27 protein-coding genes and 1 pseudogene are annotated in these 26,396 nt (G+C 63.2%); 8 read left to right on the top strand and 20 right to left on the bottom strand.

Annotation, left to right across the window (positions count from 1 at the left end; translation table 11 throughout):
* Positions 1–529: 529 nt before the first annotated feature.
* On the top strand, positions 530–856 hold the full coding sequence (locus tag AADJ02_RS02455) for a hypothetical protein (RefSeq protein ID WP_341211410.1): 327 nt from the start codon (positions 530–532) through the stop codon (positions 854–856).
* A gap of 500 nt (positions 857–1,356) precedes the next feature.
* The gene (locus AADJ02_RS02460; RefSeq protein ID WP_341211411.1) at positions 1,357–2,301 is read left to right on the top strand and encodes a LysR family transcriptional regulator; all 945 of its coding nucleotides are present in this window, start codon (positions 1,357–1,359) and stop codon (positions 2,299–2,301) included.
* Here AADJ02_RS02460 and AADJ02_RS02465 read toward each other — a convergent pair.
* Positions 2,292–2,777: a RidA family protein gene (locus tag AADJ02_RS02465; RefSeq protein WP_341211412.1), complete on the bottom strand. Its 486-nt coding sequence runs from the start codon at positions 2,775–2,777 to the stop codon at positions 2,292–2,294. The genes AADJ02_RS02460 and AADJ02_RS02465 overlap by 10 nt on opposite strands.
* A gap of 283 nt (positions 2,778–3,060) precedes the next feature.
* Here AADJ02_RS02465 and AADJ02_RS02470 point away from each other — a divergent pair, with 283 nt between their 5' ends.
* From AADJ02_RS02470 to AADJ02_RS02485, 4 genes are read left to right on the top strand one after another with little or no spacing between them, the layout of a single operon-like run.
* Entirely contained in the window at positions 3,061–4,431 is a 1,371-nt protein-coding gene (locus AADJ02_RS02470; protein WP_341211413.1) for an amidase, read from the top strand.
* A gap of 47 nt (positions 4,432–4,478) precedes the next feature.
* The gene (locus AADJ02_RS02475) at positions 4,479–5,471 is read left to right on the top strand and encodes a TRAP transporter substrate-binding protein (RefSeq protein ID WP_341211414.1); all 993 of its coding nucleotides are present in this window, start codon (positions 4,479–4,481) and stop codon (positions 5,469–5,471) included.
* 21 nt (positions 5,472–5,492) lie between these two features.
* A complete protein-coding gene (locus AADJ02_RS02480) occupies positions 5,493–6,002 on the top strand; it encodes a TRAP transporter small permease (RefSeq protein WP_341211415.1) in 510 nt (169 codons plus the stop codon).
* 9 nt (positions 6,003–6,011) lie between these two features.
* Positions 6,012–7,286 (top strand): TRAP transporter large permease, encoded by a 1,275-nt coding sequence (locus AADJ02_RS02485; RefSeq protein ID WP_341211416.1) that lies wholly within the window; start codon positions 6,012–6,014, stop codon positions 7,284–7,286.
* 78 nt (positions 7,287–7,364) lie between these two features.
* Here AADJ02_RS02485 and AADJ02_RS02490 read toward each other — a convergent pair.
* The 6 genes and pseudogenes from AADJ02_RS02490 to AADJ02_RS02515 all read right to left on the bottom strand — a co-directional run.
* Positions 7,365–7,695 (bottom strand): annotated as a pseudogene (locus AADJ02_RS02490) (IS3 family transposase); the annotation flags it as partial.
* 187 nt (positions 7,696–7,882) lie between these two features.
* On the bottom strand, positions 7,883–8,875 hold the full coding sequence (locus tag AADJ02_RS02495; protein WP_341211417.1) for a biotin-dependent carboxyltransferase family protein: 993 nt from the start codon (positions 8,873–8,875) through the stop codon (positions 7,883–7,885).
* Positions 8,865–9,740, bottom strand: a complete 876-nt coding sequence (locus AADJ02_RS02500) for a carboxyltransferase domain-containing protein (protein ID WP_341211418.1) — start codon at positions 9,738–9,740, stop codon at positions 8,865–8,867. Before AADJ02_RS02500 ends, AADJ02_RS02495 begins: the two co-directional genes overlap by 11 nt.
* Positions 9,737–11,119, bottom strand: coding sequence for an acetyl-CoA carboxylase biotin carboxylase subunit (locus AADJ02_RS02505; protein WP_341211419.1), 1,383 nt, complete (start codon positions 11,117–11,119; stop codon positions 9,737–9,739). Before AADJ02_RS02505 ends, AADJ02_RS02500 begins: the two co-directional genes overlap by 4 nt.
* Positions 11,120–11,121: 2 nt before the next feature.
* Entirely contained in the window at positions 11,122–11,355 is a 234-nt protein-coding gene (locus AADJ02_RS02510; protein ID WP_341211420.1) for an acetyl-CoA carboxylase, read from the bottom strand.
* 22 nt (positions 11,356–11,377) lie between these two features.
* Entirely contained in the window at positions 11,378–12,157 is a 780-nt protein-coding gene (locus tag AADJ02_RS02515; RefSeq protein ID WP_341211421.1) for a 5-oxoprolinase subunit PxpA, read from the bottom strand.
* 111 nt (positions 12,158–12,268) lie between these two features.
* Between AADJ02_RS02515 and AADJ02_RS02520 the strand changes: the two genes are divergently transcribed.
* Complete coding sequence (locus AADJ02_RS02520) at positions 12,269–13,165, top strand: LysR family transcriptional regulator (RefSeq protein ID WP_341211422.1); 897 nt, start codon at positions 12,269–12,271, stop codon at positions 13,163–13,165.
* Here AADJ02_RS02520 and AADJ02_RS02525 read toward each other — a convergent pair.
* From AADJ02_RS02525 to AADJ02_RS02585, 13 genes are all read right to left on the bottom strand, one after another.
* Complete coding sequence (locus tag AADJ02_RS02525) at positions 13,162–13,581, bottom strand: hypothetical protein (RefSeq protein WP_341211423.1); 420 nt, start codon at positions 13,579–13,581, stop codon at positions 13,162–13,164. The genes AADJ02_RS02520 and AADJ02_RS02525 overlap by 4 nt on opposite strands.
* A gap of 15 nt (positions 13,582–13,596) precedes the next feature.
* The gene (locus AADJ02_RS02530; protein ID WP_341211424.1) at positions 13,597–14,139 is read right to left on the bottom strand and encodes an asparaginase domain-containing protein; all 543 of its coding nucleotides are present in this window, start codon (positions 14,137–14,139) and stop codon (positions 13,597–13,599) included.
* Positions 14,136–15,389, bottom strand: a complete 1,254-nt coding sequence (locus AADJ02_RS02535) for an extracellular solute-binding protein (protein ID WP_341211425.1) — start codon at positions 15,387–15,389, stop codon at positions 14,136–14,138. The genes AADJ02_RS02530 and AADJ02_RS02535 overlap by 4 nt, the downstream gene beginning before the upstream one ends.
* 2 nt (positions 15,390–15,391) lie before the next feature.
* Entirely contained in the window at positions 15,392–16,423 is a 1,032-nt protein-coding gene (locus AADJ02_RS02540) for a GTP-binding protein (protein ID WP_341211426.1), read from the bottom strand.
* Positions 16,420–16,749 (bottom strand): hypothetical protein, encoded by a 330-nt coding sequence (locus tag AADJ02_RS02545; protein ID WP_341211427.1) that lies wholly within the window; start codon positions 16,747–16,749, stop codon positions 16,420–16,422. The genes AADJ02_RS02540 and AADJ02_RS02545 overlap by 4 nt, the downstream gene beginning before the upstream one ends.
* Positions 16,750–16,815: 66 nt before the next feature.
* Positions 16,816–17,694, bottom strand: a complete 879-nt coding sequence (locus tag AADJ02_RS02550; RefSeq protein WP_341211428.1) for a polysaccharide deacetylase — start codon at positions 17,692–17,694, stop codon at positions 16,816–16,818.
* Positions 17,695–17,751: 57 nt separating this feature from the next.
* Positions 17,752–18,840 carry an ABC transporter ATP-binding protein gene (locus AADJ02_RS02555; protein WP_341211429.1) on the bottom strand — a complete coding sequence of 363 codons (1,089 nt, stop codon included), beginning with the start codon at positions 18,838–18,840 and terminating at the stop codon, positions 17,752–17,754.
* A 59-nt stretch (positions 18,841–18,899) separates the two neighbouring features.
* Positions 18,900–20,132, bottom strand: a complete 1,233-nt coding sequence (locus AADJ02_RS02560; protein ID WP_341211430.1) for an extracellular solute-binding protein — start codon at positions 20,130–20,132, stop codon at positions 18,900–18,902.
* Between the two features lie 29 nt (positions 20,133–20,161).
* The gene (locus tag AADJ02_RS02565) at positions 20,162–20,947 is read right to left on the bottom strand and encodes an SDR family NAD(P)-dependent oxidoreductase (protein ID WP_341211431.1); all 786 of its coding nucleotides are present in this window, start codon (positions 20,945–20,947) and stop codon (positions 20,162–20,164) included.
* On the bottom strand, positions 20,944–21,675 hold the full coding sequence (locus tag AADJ02_RS02570) for a glucose 1-dehydrogenase (protein ID WP_341211432.1): 732 nt from the start codon (positions 21,673–21,675) through the stop codon (positions 20,944–20,946). Before AADJ02_RS02570 ends, AADJ02_RS02565 begins: the two co-directional genes overlap by 4 nt.
* Positions 21,675–22,514 carry an ABC transporter permease gene (locus AADJ02_RS02575; protein WP_341211433.1) on the bottom strand — a complete coding sequence of 280 codons (840 nt, stop codon included), beginning with the start codon at positions 22,512–22,514 and terminating at the stop codon, positions 21,675–21,677. Before AADJ02_RS02575 ends, AADJ02_RS02570 begins: the two co-directional genes overlap by 1 nt.
* A 1-nt stretch (position 22,515) precedes the next feature.
* Complete coding sequence (locus AADJ02_RS02580) at positions 22,516–23,451, bottom strand: ABC transporter permease (RefSeq protein WP_341211434.1); 936 nt, start codon at positions 23,449–23,451, stop codon at positions 22,516–22,518.
* Positions 23,451–24,524, bottom strand: a complete 1,074-nt coding sequence (locus AADJ02_RS02585; RefSeq protein ID WP_341211816.1) for an ABC transporter ATP-binding protein — start codon at positions 24,522–24,524, stop codon at positions 23,451–23,453. The genes AADJ02_RS02580 and AADJ02_RS02585 overlap by 1 nt, the downstream gene beginning before the upstream one ends.
* Before the next feature lie 346 nt (positions 24,525–24,870).
* On the opposite strand from AADJ02_RS02585, the gene AADJ02_RS02590 reads away from it, so the two are divergent.
* Entirely contained in the window at positions 24,871–25,866 is a 996-nt protein-coding gene (locus AADJ02_RS02590) for a GntR family transcriptional regulator (RefSeq protein WP_341211435.1), read from the top strand.
* Positions 25,867–26,396 lie beyond the last annotated feature (530 nt).

Below are 26,396 nucleotides of genomic sequence, written 5' to 3' on the forward strand. Positions count from 1 at the left end.
AGAATGGCCGCGTAGCTGAAACCAATCAGCCTCCGGCGAACCCGGGGCGGTTCAAACCTTAACCTGACGTACGCACAGTCGAATGCGAACGATCGCAAGCTGCGCGAAGCCTTCGGGCAGCCGCTCTTGCCAGAGTTTGCCCCCACAGCACCGCCCCGGCTCGTGCCGCACGTCCCAAAGCGACGCCAACGGGGGCCCGCGGTAGCGCGGCTCGTTGCCATCCTGTCGGACCTGTTCCGCCGACTGGTGCCTGACTCCCATCAGGCATTGATCGCCGGTCTGTCGGAGGCGGGCTACGACGCCAAGCTGAGCTCCAATTACCATCAAGTAATGTCATTCGAGGTCGATGGCCATGGCTTCGAGGGTCGACTCGGCTTGCTCGGAGAGGCCTACTATCCCCGACAGCTCGAGCGGCGGTATCGGTTGGTAAAGCGTTTCCGTCTATTGAGCAGCCTGCTCGACCTGCGCGACGCCATGCGGAAGCTGGCCCAATACGACGCATCCCTTCCCCCTGAGAAAAGGCTCTCCCATGTTGCAGAACGACATCCCGCCCTCCCCGATCGAACCGCTGAAGCACGACAGCCTAGTGCTGCAAAAGATGACCACGATGGATGGCAAGCTCGACGAGTTGATGCCATTGCTCGATCTGCTGGAGACGGAAACCGACCCGAGTGGGCACGGGATGCTGGTCCGCGTCCATACGGTCCTACGGGACGTACAGGAAGAGTTGCGGGTGATACGGACGGACCGCGACGAACTGAAGGCCAGCATGGAAGCGCAGAAGGAAGAGTTCCGCCAGATGGCACGAGCCATACGGGGAATGGCCAAACTCTTGGCAGCCAAGATCAGCACCTGACCTTGGCCGACCGACTTCGACAACTCGCTCCAGTCCTCCGGTCCATGCAAGCGCGGCTGGTACGGGTTGAGCATCAACCCGACGGAAGAATATTCGCTGTAATTCAGCTACCCGGACAGGATGGCGTTGCCAAACTTGAAAGGCGCCTACTTGGAAAGCGGCTCGACGCGCCTCGTATTGAAGGGGGCCTAGAGGCAGTCGAACAGCAAGATGGAGCACCGATCGGGAACGCTTTCCCACAAGCGGAACCTCCCGTTCCCGACATCGATTTCTCAACGGGGATCTAGTATTAGCCCACACGACGCTAACGAGACACTTGTGCGCCGCAGCTCTCGGCCCGTCCTACAGGCACATCCGCAAAAATGACCGGATTCAGTCGCAGCATCCGAGCGTTTTGAGCCGAAATCGAAGTCTTTAAATTTAATACCGCAGGTAGCCTATGCTAGGTCCTGCGTCTCCCTACCGAAAGTGCTCGAGCTTATTCCGGATACACGCATTATATGATCAACCTGACAGCCGGCGAATACTTCCTCCATGTGGCTAGGTTTAAGTCTATCCGACTTGCGGCAGAGCGGCTGCATGTCTCACCCTCGGCGATCAGCCGACAAATCGTCAAACTCGAACATGAATTTGGGGGGCAACTCCTTGAGCGGCGGGCCGAGGGCGTAGAGTTGACCGAAGCCGGCCAAGTGCTGGTCGAGCACTTGGCCGCGGTCTTCAACCGCATTGAGGTGGCCAAAGGCGACATCGCCGACCTACACGACCTTAAGGCCGGCACGGTGTCGATCGCGACAGTCGAAGGCATCACCGATCCGTTCCTGTCAACGCATATTACCGACTTCCGGACCCGGCATCCGAAGGTCGAGTTCCGGGTGCGTATCCGCGGCCGCGAACGCGTGCTGGAAGCGGTCGAACAGCACCTGTCGCAGATCGGCTTCGTCTACGACCATTACTCCCACGAAGGTATCGAGACAGTCGGCCAGTGGCGCCAGCCGCTGTTGGCGCTAGCGCCTCCGAAACATCCCCTGGCTGACGGGCGCCGCCTTCGCCTTGATGATCTAGCCGAGCAGCCCTGCGTCATGCCCGACTCGGGCTTCGGCATTCATCATCTGCTCAACCGGGCCTTCTTTAAGATCGGGCGAAAACCCGATCCGATCATCGTCGCCGACCAGTTCCACTTCCTCATTCGGCATGCCATCCGCAATAATACCATTGTCTACCTGCCGCTACAGGCGGTCCTAAGCGAAGTGAAGCTCGGGCAGCTTCTTCCCCTGAACCTCGACTGCAGCGATTTTGAGCATCGCTTCACCTATGCGGTGGTGCGGCGGGGGCAGCATCGCTCCCCCGCTTGCGAGGCCTTCATTGCCTCGATCCTTTCCGTCTTCGCAGAAGGCGAGAAATCCGATGCGGCGCTTCTCGCACGCCTGCGTACTAGTCAGACGTGAAGCTCGACCGTGATATCGGCCTCGACCGGCGCGTTTAGCCCAAGTACGTGCTGAGTTAGAGCAGCTCGCGCGTGCCGGCCGTTCTCTTCGCCCCAAAGCGCGACAAACAGGTCCGAAACCCCATTAAGCACTTTGTGCGGCTCATAGAAATCCGGCGCACATGACACGTAACCGATCATCTTCACGATGCGCTTCACACGGTCCAGATCGCCGAGGACCGCCTTCATCATGGCGAGATGGTTGATCGCCATCAGCCTAGCCGAGGCATATCCCTCCTCGATGGTGAGGTCCGAGCCCACCCGCCCGACATAGGGCAGCACGTCGTCGTCGTTCTCGTCGGGCCGCGTGCCGAGCGTCCCAGACGTGTAGAGCATGTTGCCCACCACCACGCCGGGCACGTAATTGCCGATCGGTTTCGGGCGGCGGGGCAGAATGATGCCCATCTCGTTTAGTCGACGTTCTGTTTCATGTGCCAAGGGGCGGCCTCCGATGCGATGCGATGTGTCGAGGCCAAACTAGGCATTTCGAGAACGACCACGAGAGCGCAGGTGGCAACGAGGCGTTGCCGAACCGACAACAGGGCATGATCAAACCTACCGTGGTAAATGTTTCTTACCACTTTAAGAACAATGACTTACCGCTCCGCCTCACGCATCGCTCTGGGCTACGACAGCTTTTGAGGCCTGAACAGGGGAGTGGCGTTACGGAAAGCTCTGCATAAGGATGACGCAACAGATTAACCGGAAGGGATGACCAAAGGTGCCTCAGGCTTCGCTCGAAAAGATCGCCGGCGGGCTGCGGGACGGGACCGTCGGCGCCGTTGCCCTCATGGCTGAGGCCGGGGCACGCTACGAAGCGACCGAAGACCGCCTGAACGCCTATCGGACATGGGCCGGCGACCGCGCCGCCGCGCAAGCCGGGGCCGTGGACACCCTGCTGCGCACCGGCGTCGATCTCGGCCCGATGATGGGCCTGCCCGTCTCGATCAAGGACCTCTACGGCGTGCCGGGCCTGCCCGTCTTCGGCGGCACGGATACCGAGTTTCCCCAAGAGTGGCGCCGCCCAGGCCCGCTCGTGCGGCGGATCCTGGATCAACTCGGCCTCGTGACCGGCAAGACCCATACCGTGGAGTTCGCCTTCGGCGGTCTGGGCACCAATCCGCACTGGGGCGCGCCGGTGAACCCTTGGTCTGCGCCGGGCGCGCCGCGCGCCGCTGGCGGATCGAGCTCCGGCGCCGGCGTCTCGTTGGCTCAGGGCAGTGCATTGGCAGCCTTGGGGACCGACACTGCTGGCTCGGTACGCATCCCTGCCTCATTCACCGGACAGACCGCGCTCAAGACCACCTTTGGCCGCTGGTCACTGAAGGGGATCGTGCCCCTGTCGCCCTCGATGGACACGCCCGGCATTCTGGCCCGCTCTATCGAGGATCTAAGCTTTCTCTTTGCCGCGATCGAGAACCGCGACCGCGTGGACGCGCGCGACGTCGGCGGCTTGCGGATCGGCATTATCCGTAACGTTGTCTGGGACGGAATCGATCCCGTTATTGCGGAGAACACGCAGGCGGCCTTGGCCAGACTGGAAGCGGCCGGCGCGCGGTTGGTAGAGGTCGAGGTGCCGCATCTCGACCGCGTTCTTGATATCTTCCGGCGCGGCGGCCTCGGCGCACCCGAGCTGCGCGGCTTCCTCGAGCACCAGTTCCCCGAACGCATCGCGCGTCTCGACCCCGCGGTCCGGGTGCGGGTCGACCAGGCCGACGAGATCACTGCCTCCGACTATCTGCAGCGCCGCGCGGTCTTGGCCGAATGCGGAAGTTCGGCCGCGCGGGCCTTCGAGGGCGTGGACCTGCTGGTCTCACCGACCGTGCCCGTTACGGCACCGCTGCTGGCCGATCTCAAGGATCCCGAGATCTACCGCCAAGCCAACATGATGGCGCTGCGTAACACTGCCCTCGTCAATCTCTTGGGCTGGTGTGCCACGACTCTTCCGACCGGATTGGACGGAGATGGCATTCCCACCGGCCTTCAGATCATCGCGCCGCCCCATCAGGAAGAGCGGCTTCTCGCCGCCAGTCTCGGGGTCGAGGCGGTGCTGGGCGTGGCCTCCGACCTTTTAGGTCCGCCGCCGCTCTAACCCGTGACCACTTCAGCCAAATAAAAAACTGACCAACAGGAAAAGACATGCCCTTCAAAACCATCAAGATTTCGCTGACCGTTGCAGCCACTGCCCTGCTCGGCACCGCGGCTGCCGCTGCGGATTTCGAGTTCACCTTCGCACATGTTCTGACCGAAGATACGCCCAATGCCCGCGCCGCGGTCGTATTCAAGGAAGAGGTCGAGAAGAATTCGGACGGCCGGATCGAAATCAACATTCGCCCTGCCGCGCAGCTCGGCGGCGACGTCGAGATCATCGAGCAGACTCAGATGGGCCTCGTCCATATCTCCATTCCGCCCACCGGCAACCTCGCCAACTTCAACGAGCAGATGTACCTCTTCGACCTGCCGTTCCTGATGGAAGGCGACGACGCGATGAAGCGTGTGCTCGATGGCGAAGTAGGCACCGAACTCTTGGGCACGCTCGAGGGCAACAACCTGCACGGCATCGCGATGTGGGGCGCGGGTTTTCGCAACATGACCAACAACATCCGTCCCATCACCGGGCCGGATGATCTGAACGGCATCAAGATGCGGACCCTTCAGGCCCCGACGATCCTCTCCACCTATCGCGCCTACGGCGCAAACCCCACGGCAATGGCCTATGTGGAGGTCTACAACGGCCTGCAGCAGGGCGTCGTCGAAGGTCAGGAAAACCCGCTGGCCAACATCGCCTCGATGAAGTTCTACGAGGTGCAGGACTATATGACGATGACCAACCACGCCTATCACACCTATGCAGCCGTCATGAACCTTCAGGCATGGGAAAGCCTGCCCGAGGATCTGCAAACGGTGGTCGAGGACGCGATGATCGTGGGCCGCGACGCGGCGCGCGAGTTCACAGTCGAGGACGAGGCCAAGATTCTCGATCAGATCGCAGACCAGATCGAGATCACCGAGCTGTCGGACGAAGGGCGCGCCGCTTTCATCGAGGCTTCGAAGCCGATCTATGACGAGTTTCGTCCCAAGGTCACGCCTGAGCTGATGGACAAGGCGCTGGCCGCAGCCAAGGGCGAATGATCGTAACGGGGACCTGAAAACATGATCGTCTGGCTCAATCGCATCGTCGACTGGATCGAGGGGGTCTTGGTGACCGGGCTTGTCCTGGTTGCCACTCTCATCGCCATCCTGCAGGTCATTGCGCGCTACGTCTTCAACAACTCTCTCTTCTGGTCAGAGGAGCTCATCCTCTACTCGCTTATCACGATGAGCTTTCTGACCATGGGGATGGGGGTGCGCTATGCCTCGCATATCAGTGTCGAAGCGGTCTATGCCTTCGCGGGTCCCCGCACCGGAAAGATCCTCCAGATCGGGGCAGCCTGCCTCGGTCTAGTCTTCGCTGCCGTGCTGGTCTGGTACGGTGGCAAGCTGGTGCTGAACACCTCGCGCATGGGCCAGCTTTCGCCAGCGATGCGCATTCCCGTCGGCTACATCTATGCCGTCATTCCAACGGCCGGCGTTTTCATGATGCTTCGCTACCTGCTGGTCCTGCGCGATTTGGTCAGCGGACGTAGTTACGAGCCGCCACAAGTCGACATCAAAACCAGCTGAGGACCGAAAATGGTTGGCGCTCTCGTTCCCGTATTTTTCGGCCTCCTGATCTTCGGTCTGCCGATCTTTGCTGCTCTGGCTCTCGCTGTAGCGGCCGTCTTCTACTTCTGGGGCGGAATGGACCCTGTGCTCGTGCCGATGCGCATGTTCTCGGGCATGAACAACTTCTCGCTCATGTCCATTCCCTTCTTCATTCTTGCGGCAGAGCTGATGCGGATCGGCGGATTGTCGGACCGGCTCATAGGCCTGGCCCGTGCCTTGATCGGCTGGCTACCCGGCGGGCTGGCTGCGGCGGCGGTGGTTGCCTGCCTAATGTTCGGCTCGATCTCTGGCTCCAGCCCTGCCACTGTGATCGCTATCGGCTCAATCCTGTTTCCGGCTATGGTCGAGGCCGGCTACGACCGCCGCTTCTCGATCGGACTGATCGCCACGGCAGGCACGCTGGGACCGATCGTGCCGCCTTCCATCGCGTTGATCATCTACGGCTCGGTCACCGGCACCTCGGTGGGCCAGCTGTTCGCTGCCGGGCTGCTGCCAGCACTGCTAATTGGCGGGCTGCTGGTCGGCTTCGCGACGTGGTACTCGGCGCGCAAGGGTTATCCGCGCGACGCCTACCCTTCGGTGCGCAGCATCCTCGCGGCAATGCGCCGCGCCGCTTGGGGCCTAGGTCTGCCTGTGATCCTGCTGGGCGGCATCTACTCGGGCGTCTTCACCCCTACAGAGAGCGCCGCCGCGGCCTGCCTCTACGGCTGGTTCGTGGGCGCGGTCGTGTATCGCAGCATCTCCCTGACCGACACGCTGAAGGTGCTGCGCAGCACCGGCTTGATTTCCGGCCCCCTGCTGCTGATCACGGCGGGCGCCTCCGCCTTCTCATGGCTGCTGGCCAGCACCGGCACGCCGGGCGATCTCGCGGCTTACGTTCTGTCGAGCACCGACAACCCCTTCTTCGTGATCGCCTTGTTCAACGTAATCCTGCTGCTCGCGGGCTGCTTCCTCGACAGCGCCTCGGCGATTATCATCCTCGGTCCACTGATGATGCCGATCGCCCAGCAGTTCGGCGTGGACCCGATCCATTTTGGCGTGATCATGCTAGTGAACCTCTCAGTCGGGATGCTGACCCCACCGGTAGGCTTAAACCTCTTCGTCGCCATGGGGGTCGCGAAGATGAGTCTGGGCGAGGTTTTCCGCGCCACCTTGCCGACGATCCTGCTGATGCTGCTGGCACTGATCCTGCTATCCTACATCCCCGCCATCAGCATGGTCCTGCCAAATCTGATGTTCTAATACGACACTCCGCTCAGCGCCCTGAGCGGAGTGTTTCATCAAGAAATCAAGATAGCTTGTTGGGTAGCCCCACGTTTCTTAGACGCCTTCGGTTTTCGGTTTCTGCTGCCTCTCGAGCTCGACAGGCGACCGCACCTCCTTCCGAGCGTATTCTCACGTGAGATTGCATGACATCTCAATGTAATCGAACAGGTCTCGTCTTACTTCCGCTCGGGTGCGGTAGGTGCGCCGCCTGATCCTCTCTCGCTTGAGCAGGTTGAAGAAGCTTTCCGGCGAGACTTTGTCCGCAAATGATCCGAGGATGATGGTCGAGTGCGTCGTCATGGCGGTTGCCCCTACGGCTCATTGAATGCTCGGGAACTTGGGCCCGCAGGAATGCCGTCCAATCTATGATGGTGAACCGGCTGCCATGGACGCCCCTCTGTCTGTCAAGCCGTGATGCAGGTGGCGTTGATCTCCTCATGAAGGTGCATGACGACGCCGTAGAATTCGCGAGTGATGTAGCGATTTAGGGCGCGGATAGCCTCTTTAAAAACTTGCCAATCCAGTTTCTCGAAAGCGGTTCACTGGATTTATCACCGTCAGATCTGCCGACTTCAACCTGCTGCAATCTCCTTGCGCAGCTGCACAAGTCGATCGCGTCTCTCATGGCGCGCGGCAAGAGCTTCGGCCATATCTACGCGTCTAAAACGGGTGGGGGCGTTAGGCTGCAGCTGCCCTACGAGATCCATATCCGCCGAGATAACTGCGCCGAGAGTGAAGTAGCCGCCACCTGAAACCGCGTCTCGATGCAGCACGATGGGCTCTTGCCCCCCGGGTACCTGGATCGACCCGTAGGAGTAGCAGCCGTCGACGATGTTCGAGGGGTCCGACCCTGCTCCAAAGACCGGTTTGCGCTCGACGAACTCCATCGCCCGCCCCCCTTTGAACCGATAGCCCATGCGGTCCGCCTCGGGGGCCACGCGCCATTCATCTTCAAAGAACTGCTGTTGCGCCGCCTCGGTCAGCCGATGCCAATAGAGCCCCGGCAGAACGCGTAGCTCCGCTGGATCGCCAGGGGCGCGCCTATTCTGTGGTGCGACCGTTGTGCCGGCCTTGGCCAAAGTCCGTGCGGCATCGGACGTCTGACCGGTGGGAAGCTGGTCTCCCACAGCGATGGCGCGCCCGTCGATGCCCCCCAGCGCTCCGATCGCGTAGGTCGAACGCGACCCCAGCGCCAATGGCGTGTCGATGCCACCAGCCACCGCGATATAAGCGCGGGCCCCGGCCTTCAGAAAGTCAAAGGACAGCACCTGCCCCGCACGAACCGCGATGGTTGTCCAGCTTGGTCGCGGCTCCCCGTCGATCCGAAGCGGCATGTCTGCCCCCGTCACGGCGATCACCGCGTCGCTGTCAAAGCGGACCTCGGGCCCCATGAACACCGCCTCCAGCGCGGCCTGGCCTTCATCGTTGCCCACGAGCATGTTGGCCACGCGCAACGCGAAGCGGTCCATCGCGCCACCTTGAGGAATCCCCAAGTGGAAATAGCCCGGGCGGCCCAGATCCTGGATCGTCGTGGACAGGCCCGGCTTCAAAATCTCAAGCCCCATCGAGCGCCTCCATCAGCCTTGCGTTGGTTCCGGTCATGTCGGCCTCGAAGGCCGCAAGGTCGAACTCGACCTCGGCGATGCGCGGGTGGTAACGCCCTTGGGCCACCTCTTCCTCGATCCGGTCGAACTCGGCCCGGTCGATGGGTTTCCACTTCACGATGTCGCCCGGTTTGAAGAACACCATAAAGTCGCGCAGGTAGCTTACCTTCTGCTCGGGATCGAAAATCGGCATCGGCGTGATCCCGAACATCTGATACCCACCCGCGCCCCGCACAGAGTAGATGCATGAAAAACAGCCGCCATAGCCGACCGTGTGGCGCGGCGTGTCGGTGCGCGGACGTAGGTATTTCGGCACTTCGATCTGCTGCTCGCGCCCGACGAGCTGATAGAGAAAGGGCAGCCCCGAGACGAAGCCCACCATGGATACGAACCACGGCTGCGAATGATGCGCTTCGATGAAGGCCTCGACGCTGTCAAAGCCGTTGATCCGGGCGGCGTAGTCGAGATCGGTGCCAGAGGGGTCCTGATGCCGCTCGCGAAACCGCATCAGCGTCTCATGCGTCCACGGATCGCAGTAATAGACAGGAATCTCGATGATCCGCGTCGACAGTCGCTTCTCGGCGCTTTCGGTTCCCGCCTCCAGCGCCTTCAGACGTACCATCAGATCCTCGCCGGAGATCCGGTCAGGATCGAAGCGCAGCTGAAACGACGCATTGGCCGGGCAGACTTCGGTGATGCCCTCGATCCCGGCCGCACGAACGGCATCGTGCATCGCCATGCTCTTGAAGAAGGCGGCGAGCGACATCTCTTCGTCCATCTCGACGAATATGTGCTCGTCACCGCCGTAGGAATAGCGGGTTTTCACAGCGTCTCTCCTTGTGCGGCGGCCTTCAGCCCCCCATCGGCCAACCAAGTTTCGAGCCAGCCTGTATGCACCTTGCCCGATCGCAGCGCCGGATCGGCGGCAAGCGCGAGGTGCAGGGGGATCGTGGTCCTCAGCCCCTCGATCCGGCAACCGCGCAGCGCCTGCGCCATCCGCTCGATCGCCGTCGCGCGGTCAGCGGCATGAACGACGAGCTTGCCGAGGAGCGAGTCGTAGAAGGGCGGTACCGTGTATCCCTCGTAGAGAAAGTGATCCACGCGCACCCCCTCGCCCTCCGGCCAGCTCAAGCCGCTCACCGTGCCCGGAAACGGCGCGAACTGCAGCAGCGGATCCTCGGCGCAGATCCGGACCTCGATCGCATGACCGTCGCGGACGACCTGTTTCTGGGTCAGCGGCAGCAGCGCGCCACCGGCGATCTCGATCATCATCACCACGAGATCGAGACCGGTGATCATTTCCGTCACCGTATGCTCTACCTGGATCCGGGTATTCATCTCGATGAAGTAAAACGCGTCGCCTGTTTCGTCGTAGAGGAACTCCACTGTCCCGGCACCGCGGTAGCCCACAGCCTCAGCAAGTCGCACCGCGGCGTCGCACATCGCCGCGCGCGAGACCTGCGACAGCCCCGGCGCGCCCGCCTCTTCCCAGACTTTCTGACGGCGGCGTTGCACCGAGCATTCGCGCTCGAAGCAATGGATCGCGCTGGTGCCGTCTCCCATGATCTGAACTTCGATATGGCGCGGCCGCTCGATCGCCTTTTCGAGATAAAGCCCGCCATCCCCGAAGGCCGCCTGCGCTTCGGCACGGGCCTGTGGCGCAAGCCGGCGTAGCTCGTCTTCGTTCGCAGCGACCCGAATGCCGCGACCGCCACCGCCCGCGGCCGCCTTGAGCATGACCGGATATCCGATCTCTCTCGCCGCCTCGACCACCGCTGCGACATCGTCGAGCCGCCCATCCGAACCCGGCACGATCGGCACACCCGCCGCGCGGGCCGCCTCGCGCGCCGCGACCTTGTCGCCCATCCGCTCGATAGTGCGTGCCTCGGGACCGACGAACACCATCCCGGCGGCCACCACCGCCTCTGCGAAGGCCGCGTTTTCCGCGAGGAACCCGTAACCCGGATGCACGGCGTCGGCACCCGCCGAGCGGGCCGCCTCGATGACCGCCGAAATGTCGAGATAGGACTGAGACGCGGGTGCGGGGCCGATGCAGACGGCGGCATCGGCCTCTCGCACCGCCGACATCTCGTGATCCGCCTCCGAATAGGCCTGCACGGTCTCGATGCCCAGAACGCGCGCCGCGCGGATGATGCGCATCGCGATCTCGCCACGGTTGGCGATGAAGAGCCTCCGGATCGCCATGCTCAAGCCAACCGAGCCAAGGCCGCACCTGCCTGAACCGGGGCGGCATTCTCGGCCAGATAGCTCTCGAAAGTGCCGGCGCTCTCGGCCTTCACCTCGATAAAGGTCTTCATCACCTCGATCAGCCCGATAACCTCGCCCACCGCGACATTGTCGCCCTTGGATTTATAGGGGGCCGCATCCGGCTCGGGGCGCTGGTAGAAGGTGCCCGGCAGAGGGGAGGGTATTTCGGTCATGTCGCTCAAACTCCTTGATGTTTCAGGCCTGGCCGATGACCTGGGCCGCTGGCGCAATGCGGATGCCATGCGTCTCGAGCCGGTCTCGTATGGCCCGCCCGATATCTAGCGCGCCGGGTGTGTCGGAATGAAAGCAGATCGAGTCGAAACCGATCTCGATCTCCGTGCCGCTCACGCTCCTCACCACGCCGTCGCGGCAGGCATGCAGGCATTTTTCGGCGATAGCCGCGGGATCGGGCCGCTCCACCTTGCGGGCAAAGACGATGGCGCCGCTGTCGTCGTAATCGCGGTCGGCGAAGAACTCGCGCACCACCGGATGTCCGGCCGCACGGGCGGCGCGGTAGGTCTCAGAGGCTTCCATGCAAAACAGGATCGTGCCGGGGGCCACGCGTGACAGCGTTTCGATCAGCGCCTCGGAGAACCGTGCCGAGGCCGCGATATCCATGAACAGCGCACCGTGCGGCTTGATGTGTTGCAAGGCTTGGCCATGGCGCGTCGCAAAAGCTTGCAACGCCCCGACCTGATAGACGATGTCATTGATCAGCTCCGCATCGGAGGCTCGGATCGAGCGACGACCGAAGCCTTGAAGATCGCGGTAGCCCGGATGCGCGCCAAGCGCGACCCCGTGCGAGACCGCAAGGGCCACGACCTCGTCCATCACATTGGGATCACCGGCATGAAACCCCGTGGCGATGTTGGCCGAGCTGATCAGCGGCATCAGCGCCGCATCCTCCGTCTCGCCGAGCCGCCACTGCCCGAACCCTTCGCCCATGTCGCAGTTCAGATCGACCGATCTTGTCATACGGACGGCTCCTGTCCTTAGCCTTTGGAGCGAGTGTCCGGTGGATGGAGCCTGCTGTAAAATTCCGATTTCCGTTATCACAGTATCGAAAAAACAGATATGGTTCGAATCATGAACCTGCGTCACCTCAAATACTTCGTGGCCACGGCCGAAACCGGTCAGGTCAGTCGCGCTGCGCGAGCGCTGTCGATCTCGCAAAGCGCTGTTACCGGCGCGATCACTGATCTCGAGCGCGAAGTGGGTACAGAGTTGTTTTCGCGCAGCCCGCGGGGCATGGAACCCACGGCGGCAGGGCGTGAGTTTCTGTCCGGGGCCTATGAGATACTGTCGCGGCTCGACGAGATGCGGGCACTGGCGCGACGCAGCTCGTCGCTGTCCGCCAAGGTGCGTCTTGCCGCAACCTACACGGTGATGGGGTATTTTCTACCGCGACATCTCGAACGATTGGCGCGCCTGCACCCCAACCTCGAAATCGACCTTCTGGAGCTCAATCGTGCGGAGATCGAAATCGGCCTGCGTGAAGGTTCGATCGATATCGCCTTGCTGCTGACCTCGAACCTCGATGCCGCCGACCTCGCCTCTGAAACGTTGCTGCGCTCGCCAAGGCGGCTTTGGGTCGCGAGCGGGCACCGGTTCGCCTCGAGAACCGAGGTCGGGTTCGACGAGATCGCGCAGTGCGACTACATCATGCTGACCGTGGACGAGGCGGCGCAGACGACACGGCGCTATTGGTCGGGGACCGGTCATGCCCCACGCATCCGGCTCGAGACCTCCGCGGTCGAAGCCGTACGTTCGATGGTTGCTAACGATCGCGGCGTGACGATCCTATCGGACATGGTGCATAGGCCGTTTTCGCTCGAAGGCCGGCGCATCCGTACAGTCACGACGTCGATGCCAGTGCCGACAATGGATGTCGGTCTGGCTTGGCGGCGCGGTGTCGAACTGGGACCGGGCGCGAAGTTACTGGCTCACTATTTCCGTTGCAGCTTCGACGCCTCGCTGTTTTAGGCGTGAGCCAAGGCCTGCGCGATCTCGTCGTGCCCCGCGCCCGCGGCCAGAAGCGCCGAAAGCAGCAGCCGGGCCTTGAGCCCCGACAGCGTGCCGGTCAGCAGCCCCCCTGCCTCGATGAGCGTGGTCGCACCGCTGTCGCCGCCGTAAACCGCACGGGTGCGGCTTTCCACGCAGCGCGAGGCGATGAGCACGGGCACGCCAGCCTTAGTAAGCCGCCGCACCGCCGCCCCGAAGCCGCGCGGCGCGTTGCCGCGACCGAACCCCTCGATGACCACGCCGCGCGCGCCATGCCCGGCGCAGAAGTCGAGAAACGCCGGTGTCGTGCCGAGCGCGAGCCGGACCAGCTCCACCTCCTCGACCAGCCCGGCATCGGCCACCACCCTGCGCGGGCCGGGGTGGCGGTAGAGATGCACCTCGCCGAGATCGACCTAACCCAGCTTGCCCAGTCCGGGCGAGCGGAAGGTGTCGGTGCGCGAGCTGTGCATCTTGGTCACGTCGCGCGCGGCATGGATCTCGCCTTCGAAGACGATCACCGCGTCGATGCCGCGCGTGGCCCCATCGGCCGCCACGCGGATGGCATCGGCGATGTTGCGCGGCCCGTCGCTGTCGGGATCGCCCGCGTGGCGCTGCGCGCCGGTGAAGACGATCGGCTTGTCGCCCGCCACGAGGATATCGACGAGATAGGCGCTCTCCTCCATCGTGTCGGTGCCATGGGTGACGACAACACCGGCGCAGCCCGGATCCTGCAACACGGCGCGGATCGCGGCGACGAGACCGTGGGCATCCGACAAGGTAAGCGCGAAGCTGTTGAGCTCGCGGAACTCCTCGACCTGGACCTCGATCCCGTCCAGCGGATCGTGCAGATTGGCCAGAAGCGCACTTCCGCCCAGACCGGCGACGACCGCGCCCGCCTCATCGGAATGGCGCGAAGCGATGGCGCCGCCCGTCGAAATCAAGGCCACATGTCTCACGTTCCGTTCCTTTTGACCCGCCCCTGCCCGCCGCGGGCGAGATCGACGAGTTCCCCCCATCGCCTGACAAGATAATTGTGCTCGTCCATGGTGGTGTTCCAGACGGCAATATGCGCAGCACGGGTCCAGTAGGAGCCGCCCGAGCGGACCTCGCCTACGCGGATCGCGGAATGTCCCGAAGGGTCCGGCAAGGTCCGAACGGCCGGTCGACCCTCGTACCAGTAGTCCCACTCGTCTGGATCGAGGAAATCGCGGACGCGGGAAGGCACCGACATGTAGTAGCCTTGCCGCGCCATGACGGCTCCCGGCCAGCCCGATAGGAACCAGTTCAGGTACGCATAGGCCCGGTCGAGCCGGTCGCCTTCGAGGTGCCGAGCGAGACACAACCCGCCATGCCAGGCCCGGTAGCCTTCGACCGGCACGGCCTGCCGAATTCGCACCGACCGGCTCTTGAGGGCGATCACGGCAGGCGACCACATCGAGGCAATCACCGCGCGCTTGTCTTCGAACAGCGCACGCGCCTCATCGATGGTGCGCCAGAACGGTGCAAAATGCCCGCTCCGGACCATCTCAGTCGCGTGGTCGATCAGCATGTCGATCTCGGCGACCGACATGTTTCCCATGTTCGCGAAACGCAGTCCTGACTTCGCCTGTGCCGCGAGCGCTAGGTCGAAAATGCCGATTGCGGGTTCGTCAACGATCGCGGTCCGGCCGTGCCAGCGCGGGTCCAGCAACTCGCCCCAAGAGCTGACTTCCGCATCGACATCGAGACCGGTCGCGAGTTCGTTGACCCCGAAGCAGTCGAAGTTGTGGACGGTCGGCAACATGGAGATCCGCCCCGACGGCACCCGCGAAAGCGAATTGTCGTCTTGTACGAACAGCCGCGTCACTGGCGCGTCGCCCAAACCCACCCTGGCCTCTGCGGAGATGCTTCCGGTTCTGGTCAGGTCGGTGACGTCGTTCCAGGCATCAATCCGGCTTACGTCGATCGGTTGGATCGCGCGCCAGTGCCAGACGATATCGAGGTTATGAAAGCACTGATCGTAGACATCGTAGCGCCCGGGCTCGGTGGCCGCGATCCGCTGGGCCGTGACAAAATCATGCTGTTCGAACTCCAGCGCAAACCCAAGGTCCGCTTCTGCCTGCGCCTGAAGCTGGCGAAAGGGCGTGATCTCGGTGCATAGTACCCGCAGGGGTGACAGCTGGGCACGACCGACAACCGCAGGGGCCGAAGCGGCAGGTTCGATCATGATCAGGCCTCGACCTGCGCCGAGTTCGAAAGCCTGTTGAAGACATGGAACGAGCGTCGGATTACTTCAGGATCGAGCCCTTCAAGAATGAACACTAGTCGGGAGTAGCGCTCGTTCGTCGGCCAGCGCGACAAGTGTACTGGCGGATGCACGAGGTGCTGCACCCCATGTACAGCCACGGGCCGATCCTCGCCCTCTACGTCGAGGATGCCCTTGACCCGAAAGATCCGGTCGCCGTGCCGGTTCAGCAGCATCGTCAGCCAGATGCCAAAGGCGGTCCAGTCGATCCGCTCTTCGATCACCAGCGAAAAAGAGACGACGCCGAGACCCTTATCGTGGTGATGGTGACCGCGCTTGCCATCATGCGCAAGATCGTCCGTCTCAGTCAGGGCGGGCTCTGGCGCGGTCTGGGTCCAGCGCGACGGATCCTCGCTGAGCATTTCGCCAGGCGCGGTATCACGCGCAATCAGCACACGGGCCGCGGGGTTGAGGCGCTCCAGCCGGGTCCGCAGCGCGCTCGTCTCGGTTGGGGCGCAGAGGTCAGTCTTAGTGAGCGCGATCACATCCGCCGCGCCGATCTGGCGCACCGCCTCGTCGCGCGCCTTGATCTGCGCGCCCGCGTTGACAGCGTCGACGGTGGTGATCACCTGCCCGACCGTGAAATGGCTGCGCAGGACCGGGTGAGCGCGAATGGTGGAAAGAACCGGAAACGGGTCCGCCAACCCCGTGCTTTCGATCACCACGCGATCAAAGGCGGGGATCTCACCGCGCGCGCGGCGCGAAAACAGGTCGGACAGGCTGTCGGCGACCTCGCCGCGCACCGTGCAGCACAGGCAGCCCGATTTCATCAGCATCACCGTGTCGTCGATCCGGTCGAGCAGCTCGTGATCGAGCCCGACTTCGCCGAACTCGTTGATCAGCACAGCCGCCCCGGCCATCGAGGGATCCGACAGCATCCGCTGCAACAAGGTGGTCTTGCCCGAGCCCAGAAAGCCGGTGAGCAGATTGACCGGGATCGGGGATCTGTCGCTCATGGATGGCGTTCCTCGAGCGCTGCGAGCAGGGCCGGGTCGAGCGGGTCAAAGGGCTTGCCCGACAGTGCCTCGGCCTCGGGCCAAAGATGCGCCAGCGCGTCGAAGACCGTGGTGGCGCCGGTGGCGCCCCGTAGCACGTAAGACGTGTTGTGGAAATCTTCGACCTTCATCCTTCGCGTGTGCAGCACCTTGTTGGCGATGGCAAGTCGGCGGGCCGCCTCGCGTCGGCGCGACAGACGGCTGTCGTTGCGGCTATAAACGCCGGGACGCTCAACGGCGCTGCTCCAGTGGTCGTCGCATCCCAAAATGCCGCAGAGCGAACACATGGTGGATCCTCCTTTCCTGTCCGGGGCGACAGGGGCGCGCACGGCGCCCCGGTCGGTATCACGGTCTCACTTGCGCGGGCTGCGCTTTGCAAAGTCGTCCGCCATCTCGTCCATGGTGACGAAGCGCACGCCGTCGTGGCCTTGGATGTAGTCGATCAGCCGCTCGAGCATCAGCAGGACCTGCGGGCGACCCGAGACGTCAGGATGGATGGTGATCGGGAACACGGCGTAGTCCATCTCACGATACACCCAGTCGAACTGGTCCTTCCACATCTGCTCGATATCGCGCGGGTTCACGAAGCCGTGGCTGTTGGGTGCCTTCTTGATGAACATCATCGGCGGCAGATCGTCGAGATACCAGTTCGCCGGGATCTCGATCAGGTCGGTCTCCTCGCCCCGCTCGAGCGGCTTCATCCAGTCCGACGGCTTGCCCGCGTAGTCGATCTTAGTCCACTTGTCGCCCACGCGCACGTAATAGGGCGAGAAGTCGTTGTGCATCAGAGAGTGGTCGTACTTGATGCCCTTCTTGAGCAACAACTCGTTCGTGACGTTCGAGAACTCCCACCACGGCGCGACATAGCCCGTCGGTCGCTTGCCCGACAGTTGGGTGATGAGATCGATCGAGCGGTCGAGCACCTCCTCTTCCTGCTCGGGCGTCATTGCGATCGGGTTTTCGTGGCTGTAGCCGTGGATGCCGATCTCGTGGCCAGCCTCGGCCACCGCCTTCATCTGCTCGGGGAAGGTCTCGACCGAATGGCCCGGAATGAACCAGGTCGTGGTCAGACCCTTGCGCTTGAACAGTTCGAGCAGGCGCGGCGAGCCGACCTCGCCCGCGAACAGGCCGCGCGAGATATCGTCGGGGCTGTCCTCACCACCGTAAGAGCCGAGCCAGCCCGCCACCGCGTCCACGTCGATGCCGAAGCCGACGAGAATTTCCTTTGCCATTGTCTTTCCTCTTTCACTTGGAACTTGGTCCGGCCAAAGCCGGGATCTGGGAGCCGCTCAGCGCGGCGGTACCAGGGTGACGGACTCTTGCGCGAAGCTGAGAGAGACCGGATCGCCCGTTGCAAGCGCGCGGCCCGCCAGCGCGTCGTCGCGCCCCTCGACCACAACCTCGCGCCCGTCCGTCAGGCGCACCTTGAAGTGCCCGGTCGCTCCCACGACCTGCTGGCCGCTGAGCGCCCCGGAAAGCCGGGTGCGACCCGCCACCGGCACCGCGTCGGCGGCATCGATGCGCATCGCCTCGGCCGGTACGACGGCGAGAAGGCCCTGGGCCGGATCGATCCCGTCACGCCAAGGCGCGCGAATCTCGCCCAGCGCGGTGTCGAGCAGCGCCGACGCGCCGTCGCGCCGCAGGCCGCGCCCTTCGAATATCGCATTGGCGCCGATGAAGTCGGCCACGAAGGCCGAGGCCGGACGGCGGTAGAGCTCGGTCGGGGTGCTGATCTGCTCGACCACGCCATCGCTCATCACCACGACACGGTCAGAGAGGCCCAGCGCCTCTGACTGTGCGTGGGTGACGAAGACAAAGGTGATGCCCAGTTCGCGCTGCAGCAGTTTTAACTCGTTCTGGATGATCCGCCGCAGGTTCGCGTCAAGCGCACCCAAGGGCTCGTCGAGCAACAGAATCTCGGGCTCGACCACCAGACCGCGCGCCAGCGCGATGCGCTGACGCTGACCACCCGAGAGCCGGTCGGCGGGGCGGTCGGCGAACTCGGTCAGGCCGAACATGTCGAGAATCCGGTCGACCTTGGTATCCTTCTCGCGCTTGGACAACCCTTTGACGTCGAGGCCGAAACCAATGTTGTCACGCACGTTCATGTGCGGAAACAGCGCGTAGTTTTGAAAGATCATCGAGGTCGGGCGCTTTTCGGGCGGCGTGCGAGAGACGTCGCGGCCCTTGATCATGATCCGCCCGTGGGTGATCTCTTCGAAGCCCGCGATCATGCGCAACGTCGTCGACTTTCCGCAGCCCGATGGGCCAAGAAAGGCCACAAACTCGCCGCTGCCGACCTGCAGGTCGAAGTCCTGCACCGCAACGGTGCCGTCGGGGTATGTCTTGCCGACACCGATCAGTTCTAGGTCGTGCATCAGTCGCCTCCTGGGAATGGGGCGCGCGTCCCGGTCCGGCCGGGACGCGCGATGTCGGGTCAGGCGTTGAGGAACTCGTCCCAGCGCATGATCAGGTGGTCGTACTCATCGGGCCACTGGTGCCAGTAGGCGACGTTCTGGGACCGCTCATCGAGCGAGCCGCCGTCGCGCAGATCCCCTTCGTTGATGCCGCGCTCGGGCGCGCCGACCCAAGGCTGACCTTCGTACCAGAAGGCGTATTTCGCAGGCTCCATGGCCTCCTTGATCTTGGTCGAGGGCGAATAGTAGCCCTGCTCCGTCACGGTGATCGCGGGCGGGCCGGAGAGCCAGAAGTTGGCATAGGCGATGACGGCCTCGCGGTTCGGCGTGCCCTTGAGCATCGACGGCCCGATCGCCCAACCGCGGGTGCCTTCCTTGGGAGAGGCGTAGCGGGATGGCTTGCCTTGCGCCTTCACCGCCATGACCGCGGGCTGCCACGCATCGCAGACGACCATCTCACCCGACGCCATCAGGCTCACGAGCTCGCCGAAATCGCCCCAAAGCGCGCGGAACTGCCCGGCCTTCTTTTTGGCGATGAGGAACTTGGCGGCCTCGTCGATCTCGTCTCGGGTCGGGTTGCCGGGGTTCTGGGCCTCGAGCATCCCCAGCGAGTTCATCGCGAGGATCGCCTGCCCGATGGCAATGAGCGGGTCGATGTTGAGACCCGAGCGCCCCTTCCACTTCTCGTCGAAGAGGGCGGTCCAAGTATTGGCCTCCTCGTCGCTCACCACGTCCGGGTTGTAGCCGATGGAATCGTAGTTGTAGACGGCCGGCACCATCAGCAGCTGGGTCTGCGCTTCATCGGCCCAGATCTGGCCCGCGATCTGCGCGCTTGGCGCCCATTTGTCCGAGGGCGTCGTGAAGGTATCGCGGATCGCGTTCCAGTTAGGCAGGTCTGCGGTGGCGATGGTCTCGACATTGTCGGTGGCGATCAGCGCTGGAAGGCGCTCGGCGATGATCTCCCAGCAATCGTAATCGGACGAGCCCGACAGGATGCGGGTCTGCGCGTCCGGATAGGTCGAGGGCGTGCCCGAGACCGATCCCACGCCCGAAGCCTCCTGGAACATCTGCAGGATGCGGTCCTGCACGGTGGTCGAGAGGCCGGTGGTGCGCAGCTGCTGGTCCCCCAGGGAGGCCTGCGCGAAGGCGGCGCCGCCGAAGGGCAGCCCGCCAAGGCCGAGGCCCGCCGCGGCGCCCAGGCCCGCGCCGCTGCGCAAAAGCCCGCGCCGGGTCAGATGAGATGTGCGTTTCATTGTAGTCTCCCTGTTGATCTTGTTGGTGTTCAATAGCGGCCGACGAGAAGGCCACCGTCGACCGTCAGCACCTGCCCGGTGAGGTAGGAGGCCGCGGAGGATGCTAGAAATGCGATGACACCGGCGATTTCGGCGGGCTCGCCCAGGCGTCCCATCGGAATGTAGGGAGAGGCCATCGCCGCGGCGTCGGGGCCAAGCGAGTTCTCGGCCGACAGGAGCTGCGCGGTGCGGATATAGCCCGGCGCGACGCCGTTGACCCGGATGCCGTCCCGCGCAAGCTCGGTGGCAAGCCCGCGCACGAGCCCCACCACGCCGGCCTTGGCGGCCGAATAGGCGACATGTTCGTCCCAACCATAGGCCACGCCCATGATCGACGACAGGCAGATGATCGTCCCCTGCCCACGGGTCTTCATCGCGGGCACGGCCGGGCGGATCACCCGCAGCATGCCCTTGAGATCGATGTCATGGGTTTCATCCCATTTCTCGTCCGAGAGCCGGTCGAGCGGCACCTTGTGGGCGATGCCCGCGTTGGCGACGATCACGTCGATCCCCCCGCGCCGCGCCACCACATCGGCCACCAGCGCATCGGCTTGCATGGTCGATCGCACGTCGAGGGCCGCGAATTCGGCGCTGCCGCCCTGCTCCGTGATGGCTTGGACGACCGCCCGGCCCTCGGCCTCGAGCACATCCGTCACCACCACGTGACAGCCTCGTGCCGCGAATGCCTCGCAGGCGGCGCGGCCGATGCCGATGCCCCCGCCTGTCACGAGAACCGTGCGCCCCTCGTCATGCGTCATGTCAAATCCCTCGCTCACAGCATCACATCTCCGGAATTCGGCCCCAGCGTCTGGCCCACGAAGAGCGCGCCGTCGTCCGAGGCGAGAAACACCACGGCGCCTGCCACCTCATATGGCTGTCCGAAGCGGCGCAGCGGCAGTTCGGCGGCCTTGGCGCGACGCCAGTCCTCCGACAGCGCCGCAACAAGCGGCGTCTCGATCGGTCCGGGTGCCACGGCATTGACCCGAACGCCTTGCGCGCTCACCTCGCGGGCGAGCGATTTGGTCATGGCGATCACCGCACCCTTGGCGGCAGCGTAATGCGCCAGCTCGACACCGCCCACCTGCCCCAGTTGAGAGGCGATGTTCACGACACAGCCGCGCCCCGCCTCGATCATGGCGGGCAGAAAGGCGCGCGTGACGAGGAAGGTGCCGCGCACATGCACCGCAAAGATCTTGTCGAAGGCCTCGGTTGAAATGTCGGCAAAGCGCGCCTGATGGCCGAAGCCCGCGTTGTTGACGACCAACTCGGGCGACCCGAGGCCGTCCCGCATCTCCTGCGCCATCCGCGCGACCGCGGCCTCGTCCGATACGTCGGCGACAAGGGCCAGTGCCTTCCCGCCGTCGGCCTCGATCCGGTCGACCGTGGCGTGCGCTGCGTCGATCGTCAGATCGTTGACCCCGACCGCATACCCCTCGCGCGCGAGGCGCGACGCGATCGCGGCTCCGATGCCCGAGCCCGCGCCCGTGACGATGGCGCCGCGCATCACGCCTCCTCCGTCGCGCGTGTCTTGGCGCGGCCGACAAAGCGCATCATCAAGAGCGCGTAGATCGCCAAGAGGGTGAAGGAGAACAGCGTCGTCAGCAGGCCGAAGGCGAAGACGTTGGGATAGATCTCGACCGAGAAGGTCCCGTAGATCGACAGCGGCAGGGTCAGCTGTGCGCCCGAGGTGAACAGCGTGCGGGCGAATTCGTCGTAGCTCAGCGTGAAGGAGAACAGCATCGCCGACAGGACGCCCGGAAAGATCACCGGGAAGGTCACCCGCCGGAACGTCTGCGCCGGAGAGACGCCCAGCGACATCGAGGCCTCTTCGATCGAACGGTCGAAGCGATTGAAGATCGCCAACATCACGAGAAAGGCGAACGGGAAGGTGTAGACCACGTGCAGCACGAAGGACGTGCCCCACCAGGCGCGGTCGATGCCGAGCTGGTTAGACAGGAGCGCCACACCGAGGCCGACCAGAACGCCCGGCACCATCATACCCAGAACGATCAGGTAGAAGACCGGACCGGAGCCCTTGAAGCGGGTGCGAAAGGCTTCGGCGCTCATCACCCCCAGCACGGTCGCCACCACCGTGGTCATCAGTGCCAGCACCAGACTGCGCACGAGGCTTTCTCCGACCGGGAGCTGGCTGACACGGGCATTGTCGACCAGCCCGAACAAGTGCCGGTACCAGTAAGTCGACCATTCCTGCACCGGGAACTGCGGCCCGCCGTTGGGTCCCTGGAAGGACAGGATCGCGAGGACGATCAGGGGGCCGTAGAGAAACAACAGGAACAGGCCAGCATAGACGGCGAGAACGGGCTTGAGAAAGCGCACTTCCATCTCACACCTCCTTTCGCAGATCGACGAAGCGCAGCAGCACGCCAATGATGAACGAGATGATCACGGTAAGGACGACGCCTGCCACGGCGGCGAAGGCCCATTTCAGCGATCCCACCTGGCTCACGATGATGTTGCCCAAGAGGTTGACCTTGCGCCCCGAGAGCGACGCGGCGGTGGCGAACTCTCCCAGCACCATGACCGAGACGAAGACGGCACCGACGACAACACCGGGAAGCGACAGTGGCAGGATGATCTTCCAGAAGATCCGACCGAAGCCCGCGCCCAGATCGCGCGCCGCCTCGAGGATGGAGGGGTCGATGCGCGCCAGCATAAAGGTGATCGGGCCGACCATGAAGACGCAGTAGATCTGCGTCATGCCGACGACGACGGAGAATTCGGAGAACAGAAGGAAGGTGAGCGGCGCGTCGATCAGCCCGAGGTTCATCAAGATCGTGTTGATCGCGCCCTCGGTGCCAAGCATCGGGCGCCAAGCGATGACGCGGATGAGAAACGAGGTCCAGAACGGGATCACGCACAGCACGAGCAGTGCCGTCTGCAGCGTCTTGGAGCGGACCATCAAGCCGATGAACAGCGCCACCGGATAGCCGATCAGCAGCGTCGTCGCGAGCACTACGACCCAGATCCTCAGCGTGGTCCAGATCGACGAGAGATAGGTCGAGCTTCCGAGAAACTGTTCCCAGCTTGCGGTGGTGAGATCGGGCGAAACCGCAAAGGTGGTCTGGGTCCAGAACGATACGTAGACCACCATCAGCAGCGGCAGCACCATGAAGAGCAGCATCCACAGCACACCGGGGCTGAGCAGCAAGAGCGCGCGGCGCCGGTCGCGCTGGGCGCGTTTCAAGGCCGGGGAATGGCGCGCGTCCGGCGCAGGCGGGGCAGCGGGCGGCACGGCGGCCGGCGTGGCAGTCTGTATCATCAGGCAGCCCTTTGCGGATGAAGGATGGCGTCCTCGGGATCGAAGCGCAGCTCATAGGCGCTGCCTTCGTCGAGATCCGGCAGACGTGGCGCGCTCAGATGGTCGAGCACTTGGATCAGTTCGCCGTCGAGGGCGCGGAAGAAGCACAGCCGGGTCGAGCCGTTGAATTCCGAGGTGATGAAGCGCGCGGGCAGCCCCATCCGACCGTCGGTCGCGCTTTCTGGGGCAAGAACCGCGATCCGATCGAAACGGACCGACATCTCAGCCGTGGTGCCTTCAGCCAAGTTGCTGCTATGTGGCAGCCCCAGCAAGCCTTCGGGTGTCTTCAGCATGCCGTTTGAGATCTGGCCTACAAAGGTGTTGTAGGCGTTGAGGTGTCGGGCCGTCTCGGCATTGGCTGGCTGTGTGAAAAGCTCGGACGGCGTGGCCGAATGACTGATCCGACCGCCTGAAAGCACTGCGACCTCGTCGCCCATCTTGAGCGCCTCGGTCTCGCTACCCGTAACGTGCAGGAAGGTCACTCCGAGCCGGGCACGAATCTGTCGCAGCTCGTCGCACATGCGTTCGCGCAGGTTGGCATCGAGCGCCCCGAGCGGCTCGTCGAGCAGCACCACGCGCGGCTCGCAGACCAAGGTGCGCGCCAAGGCGACACGCTGCTTCTGACCGCCGGAAATCGCCCCGACCGCCCTTCCGCCCAAGCCCTTCAGACCCACGAGATCGAGCATGTCATTGCTGCGCGCCCGGATCTCCTCTGCATCGGTCACCCGATCGTTTGCGCGGTATTTCAACCCGAAGGCCACGTTCTCCGCCACGCTGAGATGGGGGAAGAGGGCAAAATTCTGGAATACGAAACCGATATCGCGCTCATGCGTCGGCATCCCGTCGAGCCGCGCGTCGTCGAGCAGAATACGGCCTGCATCCGGCTCCTCGAAGCCGGCAATCAGACGCAGCAACGTGGTCTTGCCTGAGCCACTGGCTCCAAGCAGCGATACATAGCGGTCCTGCGGCACGATGAAGTCCAAGCCGTGGAGAGCAGCCGTCGCTCCGTAGGACTTGGACACCTGCTTTAGCACGAGCAAGGCAGCCTCCCTGAGATCGTCCCGCTACATCGCAGGATCTATAAATGTCCTTCGCATACAAACTTCATTATTGATTCGAATCAAGCCGGAAAGGAGGGTGATGCCGCCCAAAGTTCGGGCGCTATATAAACCTTAATATTTATCAATGTGTTGGGAGGTTTTCAGTGCTATGGAGGAGCTGCGCGGCATATACCTACTGCGCGCCTACTAAAGAATCTTGTACACTATAATCACTGTAAACTTCCCCAGCACCTTGGGGGTGGGCATTCTTGGCCAACCTGCGTTGTCACCGCCTTCGACCGCAGTTACACCATCGCCCTGGCTCTGAAGGGACCATTCCATGACCCGTCGTAGCGCAGCTGCAAAGCCGCTGTTCGAGAACGCTGAAGACGTCATTCGTCTCAACATCGAGAACGGAACGCTCGCGCCTGGCGTGGTGCTGCTCGAAAGCGCTCTCGCCGAGGTCCTCAAGATGTCGCGGGCGCCGGTGAAGCGGGCGCTCAGTCAGCTCGAACAACAGCGACTGATCAGCCGCTTCGACGGTCGCGGCTACATGGTGGGAGCAGTTCCCACTCCGGGACACGTCCCCAGGCGCATCGACATCCGCCGTCTGGGTCTCGATCTCGGCCCCGCCGAGGGCGAAGCCAGCGGCCCCAACTGGACCCGGATCCATGACGAGGTCGAAGCGGAGTTGTCCCGTTGCCTCGTGTTCGGGCAGTTCAGGATCATCGAAGACCGCCTTGCCGAGCATTACGACGTCAGCAGGACGGTCGCCCGGGATGTTCTCGGTCGTCTGCAGGAGCGCCGCATCGTAGCCAAGAATGCGACCTCGCGCTGGATACTGAAACCGCTCACCGCACAGATCATCAGGGAGCGTTTCGAATTGCGCGCGGTTCTCGAAGTAGCTGCGTTGCGTACTGCCGCGCCTCACCTCGATCGAGAGGCCTTGCGTGAGCTGGCGCGCCGAATCGAGTCGATAGAACGCGCCGACGAAGATATCGATCAGGCGGAATGGTTCGAAATCATGGGCCGCTTCATCGATCTCGCGGTCTTGACCACGCCCAACTCCGAATTGGCCGACTACGTGGCGTCGAACCGCAAAACCTTGCAGGCCTCGCATTCGGCCTTGTTCAGGCTCGGCATGCCAAGCGATCGTTCATCGGTGATCGAGCTGAGGATCATCGTAGAACTACTCCTCAATGACGCGAGCCCCAGCGCCGCCACGATGTTCGAACAGCACATCTCGAAACTTAGAGATCGAACCATTGCCCAACTGAAGATAGTTGCCGTTGTCCCGGCACCTACTGATCTTCCGCCTTACGTCGTCCATTTGTGAAAGCGACCATGCCACCCATTTTCCGTACGACTGAAGATCTTGCCATCAACTTTGACATTGGTCGCATCGCTCGCGCTTGCGGCTAAGTCTGATCAGCACTCAATATAGCTGGCGATAACATTCGCGAGGCTGCACGATTGATCGTGAATTTCCATTGACTACCACACCATAGCGCGAAGCAGCCTAGCGCACACAGATCCCATGAAGTGACCGCCAAAGCGCACTGATTGATGGAATGATCGATCAACCCTCCCTCCTCGTCGTCTCGCCTCGCAAAACCTTGACGCTCTGCGATACACGGCTAATCTACTGAAACGTCACACAAGCAGCGCACGCTCGAATTTACCAAACATTTTCAATGCTTTGAAAATCTCCGGAATTTCACTGGGGCTCCTACCACCCCAGCCAGGTTTTCTCCAAGTCATTGATATTGTTGATGCCCCGAAACGTGACCGGGGCATGTCACACAGAGCTGTCACACCACGGTGCAGCACTGGATGTCGGGGATCTCGGACGGCCTGCTCTCGATG

Source organism: uncultured Limimaricola sp. (assembly GCF_964022235.1).
Taxonomy (GTDB): domain Bacteria; phylum Pseudomonadota; class Alphaproteobacteria; order Rhodobacterales; family Rhodobacteraceae; genus Limimaricola.

What these genes read in the sequence shown, in the direction of transcription:
- AADJ02_RS02455 (WP_341211410.1), top strand. Translation starts at nt 530, where the DNA reads ATGTTGCAGAACGACATCCCGCCCTCCCCGATCGAACCGCTGAAGCAC.
- AADJ02_RS02460 (WP_341211411.1), top strand. Translation starts at nt 1,357, where the DNA reads ATGATCAACCTGACAGCCGGCGAATACTTCCTCCATGTGGCTAGGTTT.
- AADJ02_RS02475 (WP_341211414.1), top strand. Translation starts at nt 4,479, where the DNA reads ATGCCCTTCAAAACCATCAAGATTTCGCTGACCGTTGCAGCCACTGCC.
- AADJ02_RS02480 (WP_341211415.1), top strand. Translation starts at nt 5,493, where the DNA reads ATGATCGTCTGGCTCAATCGCATCGTCGACTGGATCGAGGGGGTCTTG.
- AADJ02_RS02485 (WP_341211416.1), top strand. Translation starts at nt 6,012, where the DNA reads ATGGTTGGCGCTCTCGTTCCCGTATTTTTCGGCCTCCTGATCTTCGGT.
- AADJ02_RS02495 (WP_341211417.1), bottom strand. Translation starts at nt 8,875, where the DNA reads ATGGGGCTTGAGATTTTGAAGCCGGGCCTGTCCACGACGATCCAGGAT.
- AADJ02_RS02505 (WP_341211419.1), bottom strand. Translation starts at nt 11,119, where the DNA reads ATGGCGATCCGGAGGCTCTTCATCGCCAACCGTGGCGAGATCGCGATG.
- AADJ02_RS02510 (WP_341211420.1), bottom strand. Translation starts at nt 11,355, where the DNA reads ATGACCGAAATACCCTCCCCTCTGCCGGGCACCTTCTACCAGCGCCCC.
- AADJ02_RS02515 (WP_341211421.1), bottom strand. Translation starts at nt 12,157, where the DNA reads ATGACAAGATCGGTCGATCTGAACTGCGACATGGGCGAAGGGTTCGGG.
- AADJ02_RS02520 (WP_341211422.1), top strand. Translation starts at nt 12,269, where the DNA reads ATGAACCTGCGTCACCTCAAATACTTCGTGGCCACGGCCGAAACCGGT.
- AADJ02_RS02535 (WP_341211425.1), bottom strand. Translation starts at nt 15,389, where the DNA reads ATGATCGAACCTGCCGCTTCGGCCCCTGCGGTTGTCGGTCGTGCCCAG.
- AADJ02_RS02540 (WP_341211426.1), bottom strand. Translation starts at nt 16,423, where the DNA reads ATGAGCGACAGATCCCCGATCCCGGTCAATCTGCTCACCGGCTTTCTG.
- AADJ02_RS02545 (WP_341211427.1), bottom strand. Translation starts at nt 16,749, where the DNA reads ATGTGTTCGCTCTGCGGCATTTTGGGATGCGACGACCACTGGAGCAGC.
- AADJ02_RS02550 (WP_341211428.1), bottom strand. Translation starts at nt 17,694, where the DNA reads ATGGCAAAGGAAATTCTCGTCGGCTTCGGCATCGACGTGGACGCGGTG.
- AADJ02_RS02555 (WP_341211429.1), bottom strand. Translation starts at nt 18,840, where the DNA reads ATGCACGACCTAGAACTGATCGGTGTCGGCAAGACATACCCCGACGGC.
- AADJ02_RS02560 (WP_341211430.1), bottom strand. Translation starts at nt 20,132, where the DNA reads ATGAAACGCACATCTCATCTGACCCGGCGCGGGCTTTTGCGCAGCGGC.
- AADJ02_RS02570 (WP_341211432.1), bottom strand. Translation starts at nt 21,675, where the DNA reads ATGCGCGGCGCCATCGTCACGGGCGCGGGCTCGGGCATCGGAGCCGCG.
- AADJ02_RS02575 (WP_341211433.1), bottom strand. Translation starts at nt 22,514, where the DNA reads ATGGAAGTGCGCTTTCTCAAGCCCGTTCTCGCCGTCTATGCTGGCCTG.
- AADJ02_RS02580 (WP_341211434.1), bottom strand. Translation starts at nt 23,451, where the DNA reads ATGATACAGACTGCCACGCCGGCCGCCGTGCCGCCCGCTGCCCCGCCT.
- AADJ02_RS02590 (WP_341211435.1), top strand. Translation starts at nt 24,871, where the DNA reads ATGACCCGTCGTAGCGCAGCTGCAAAGCCGCTGTTCGAGAACGCTGAA.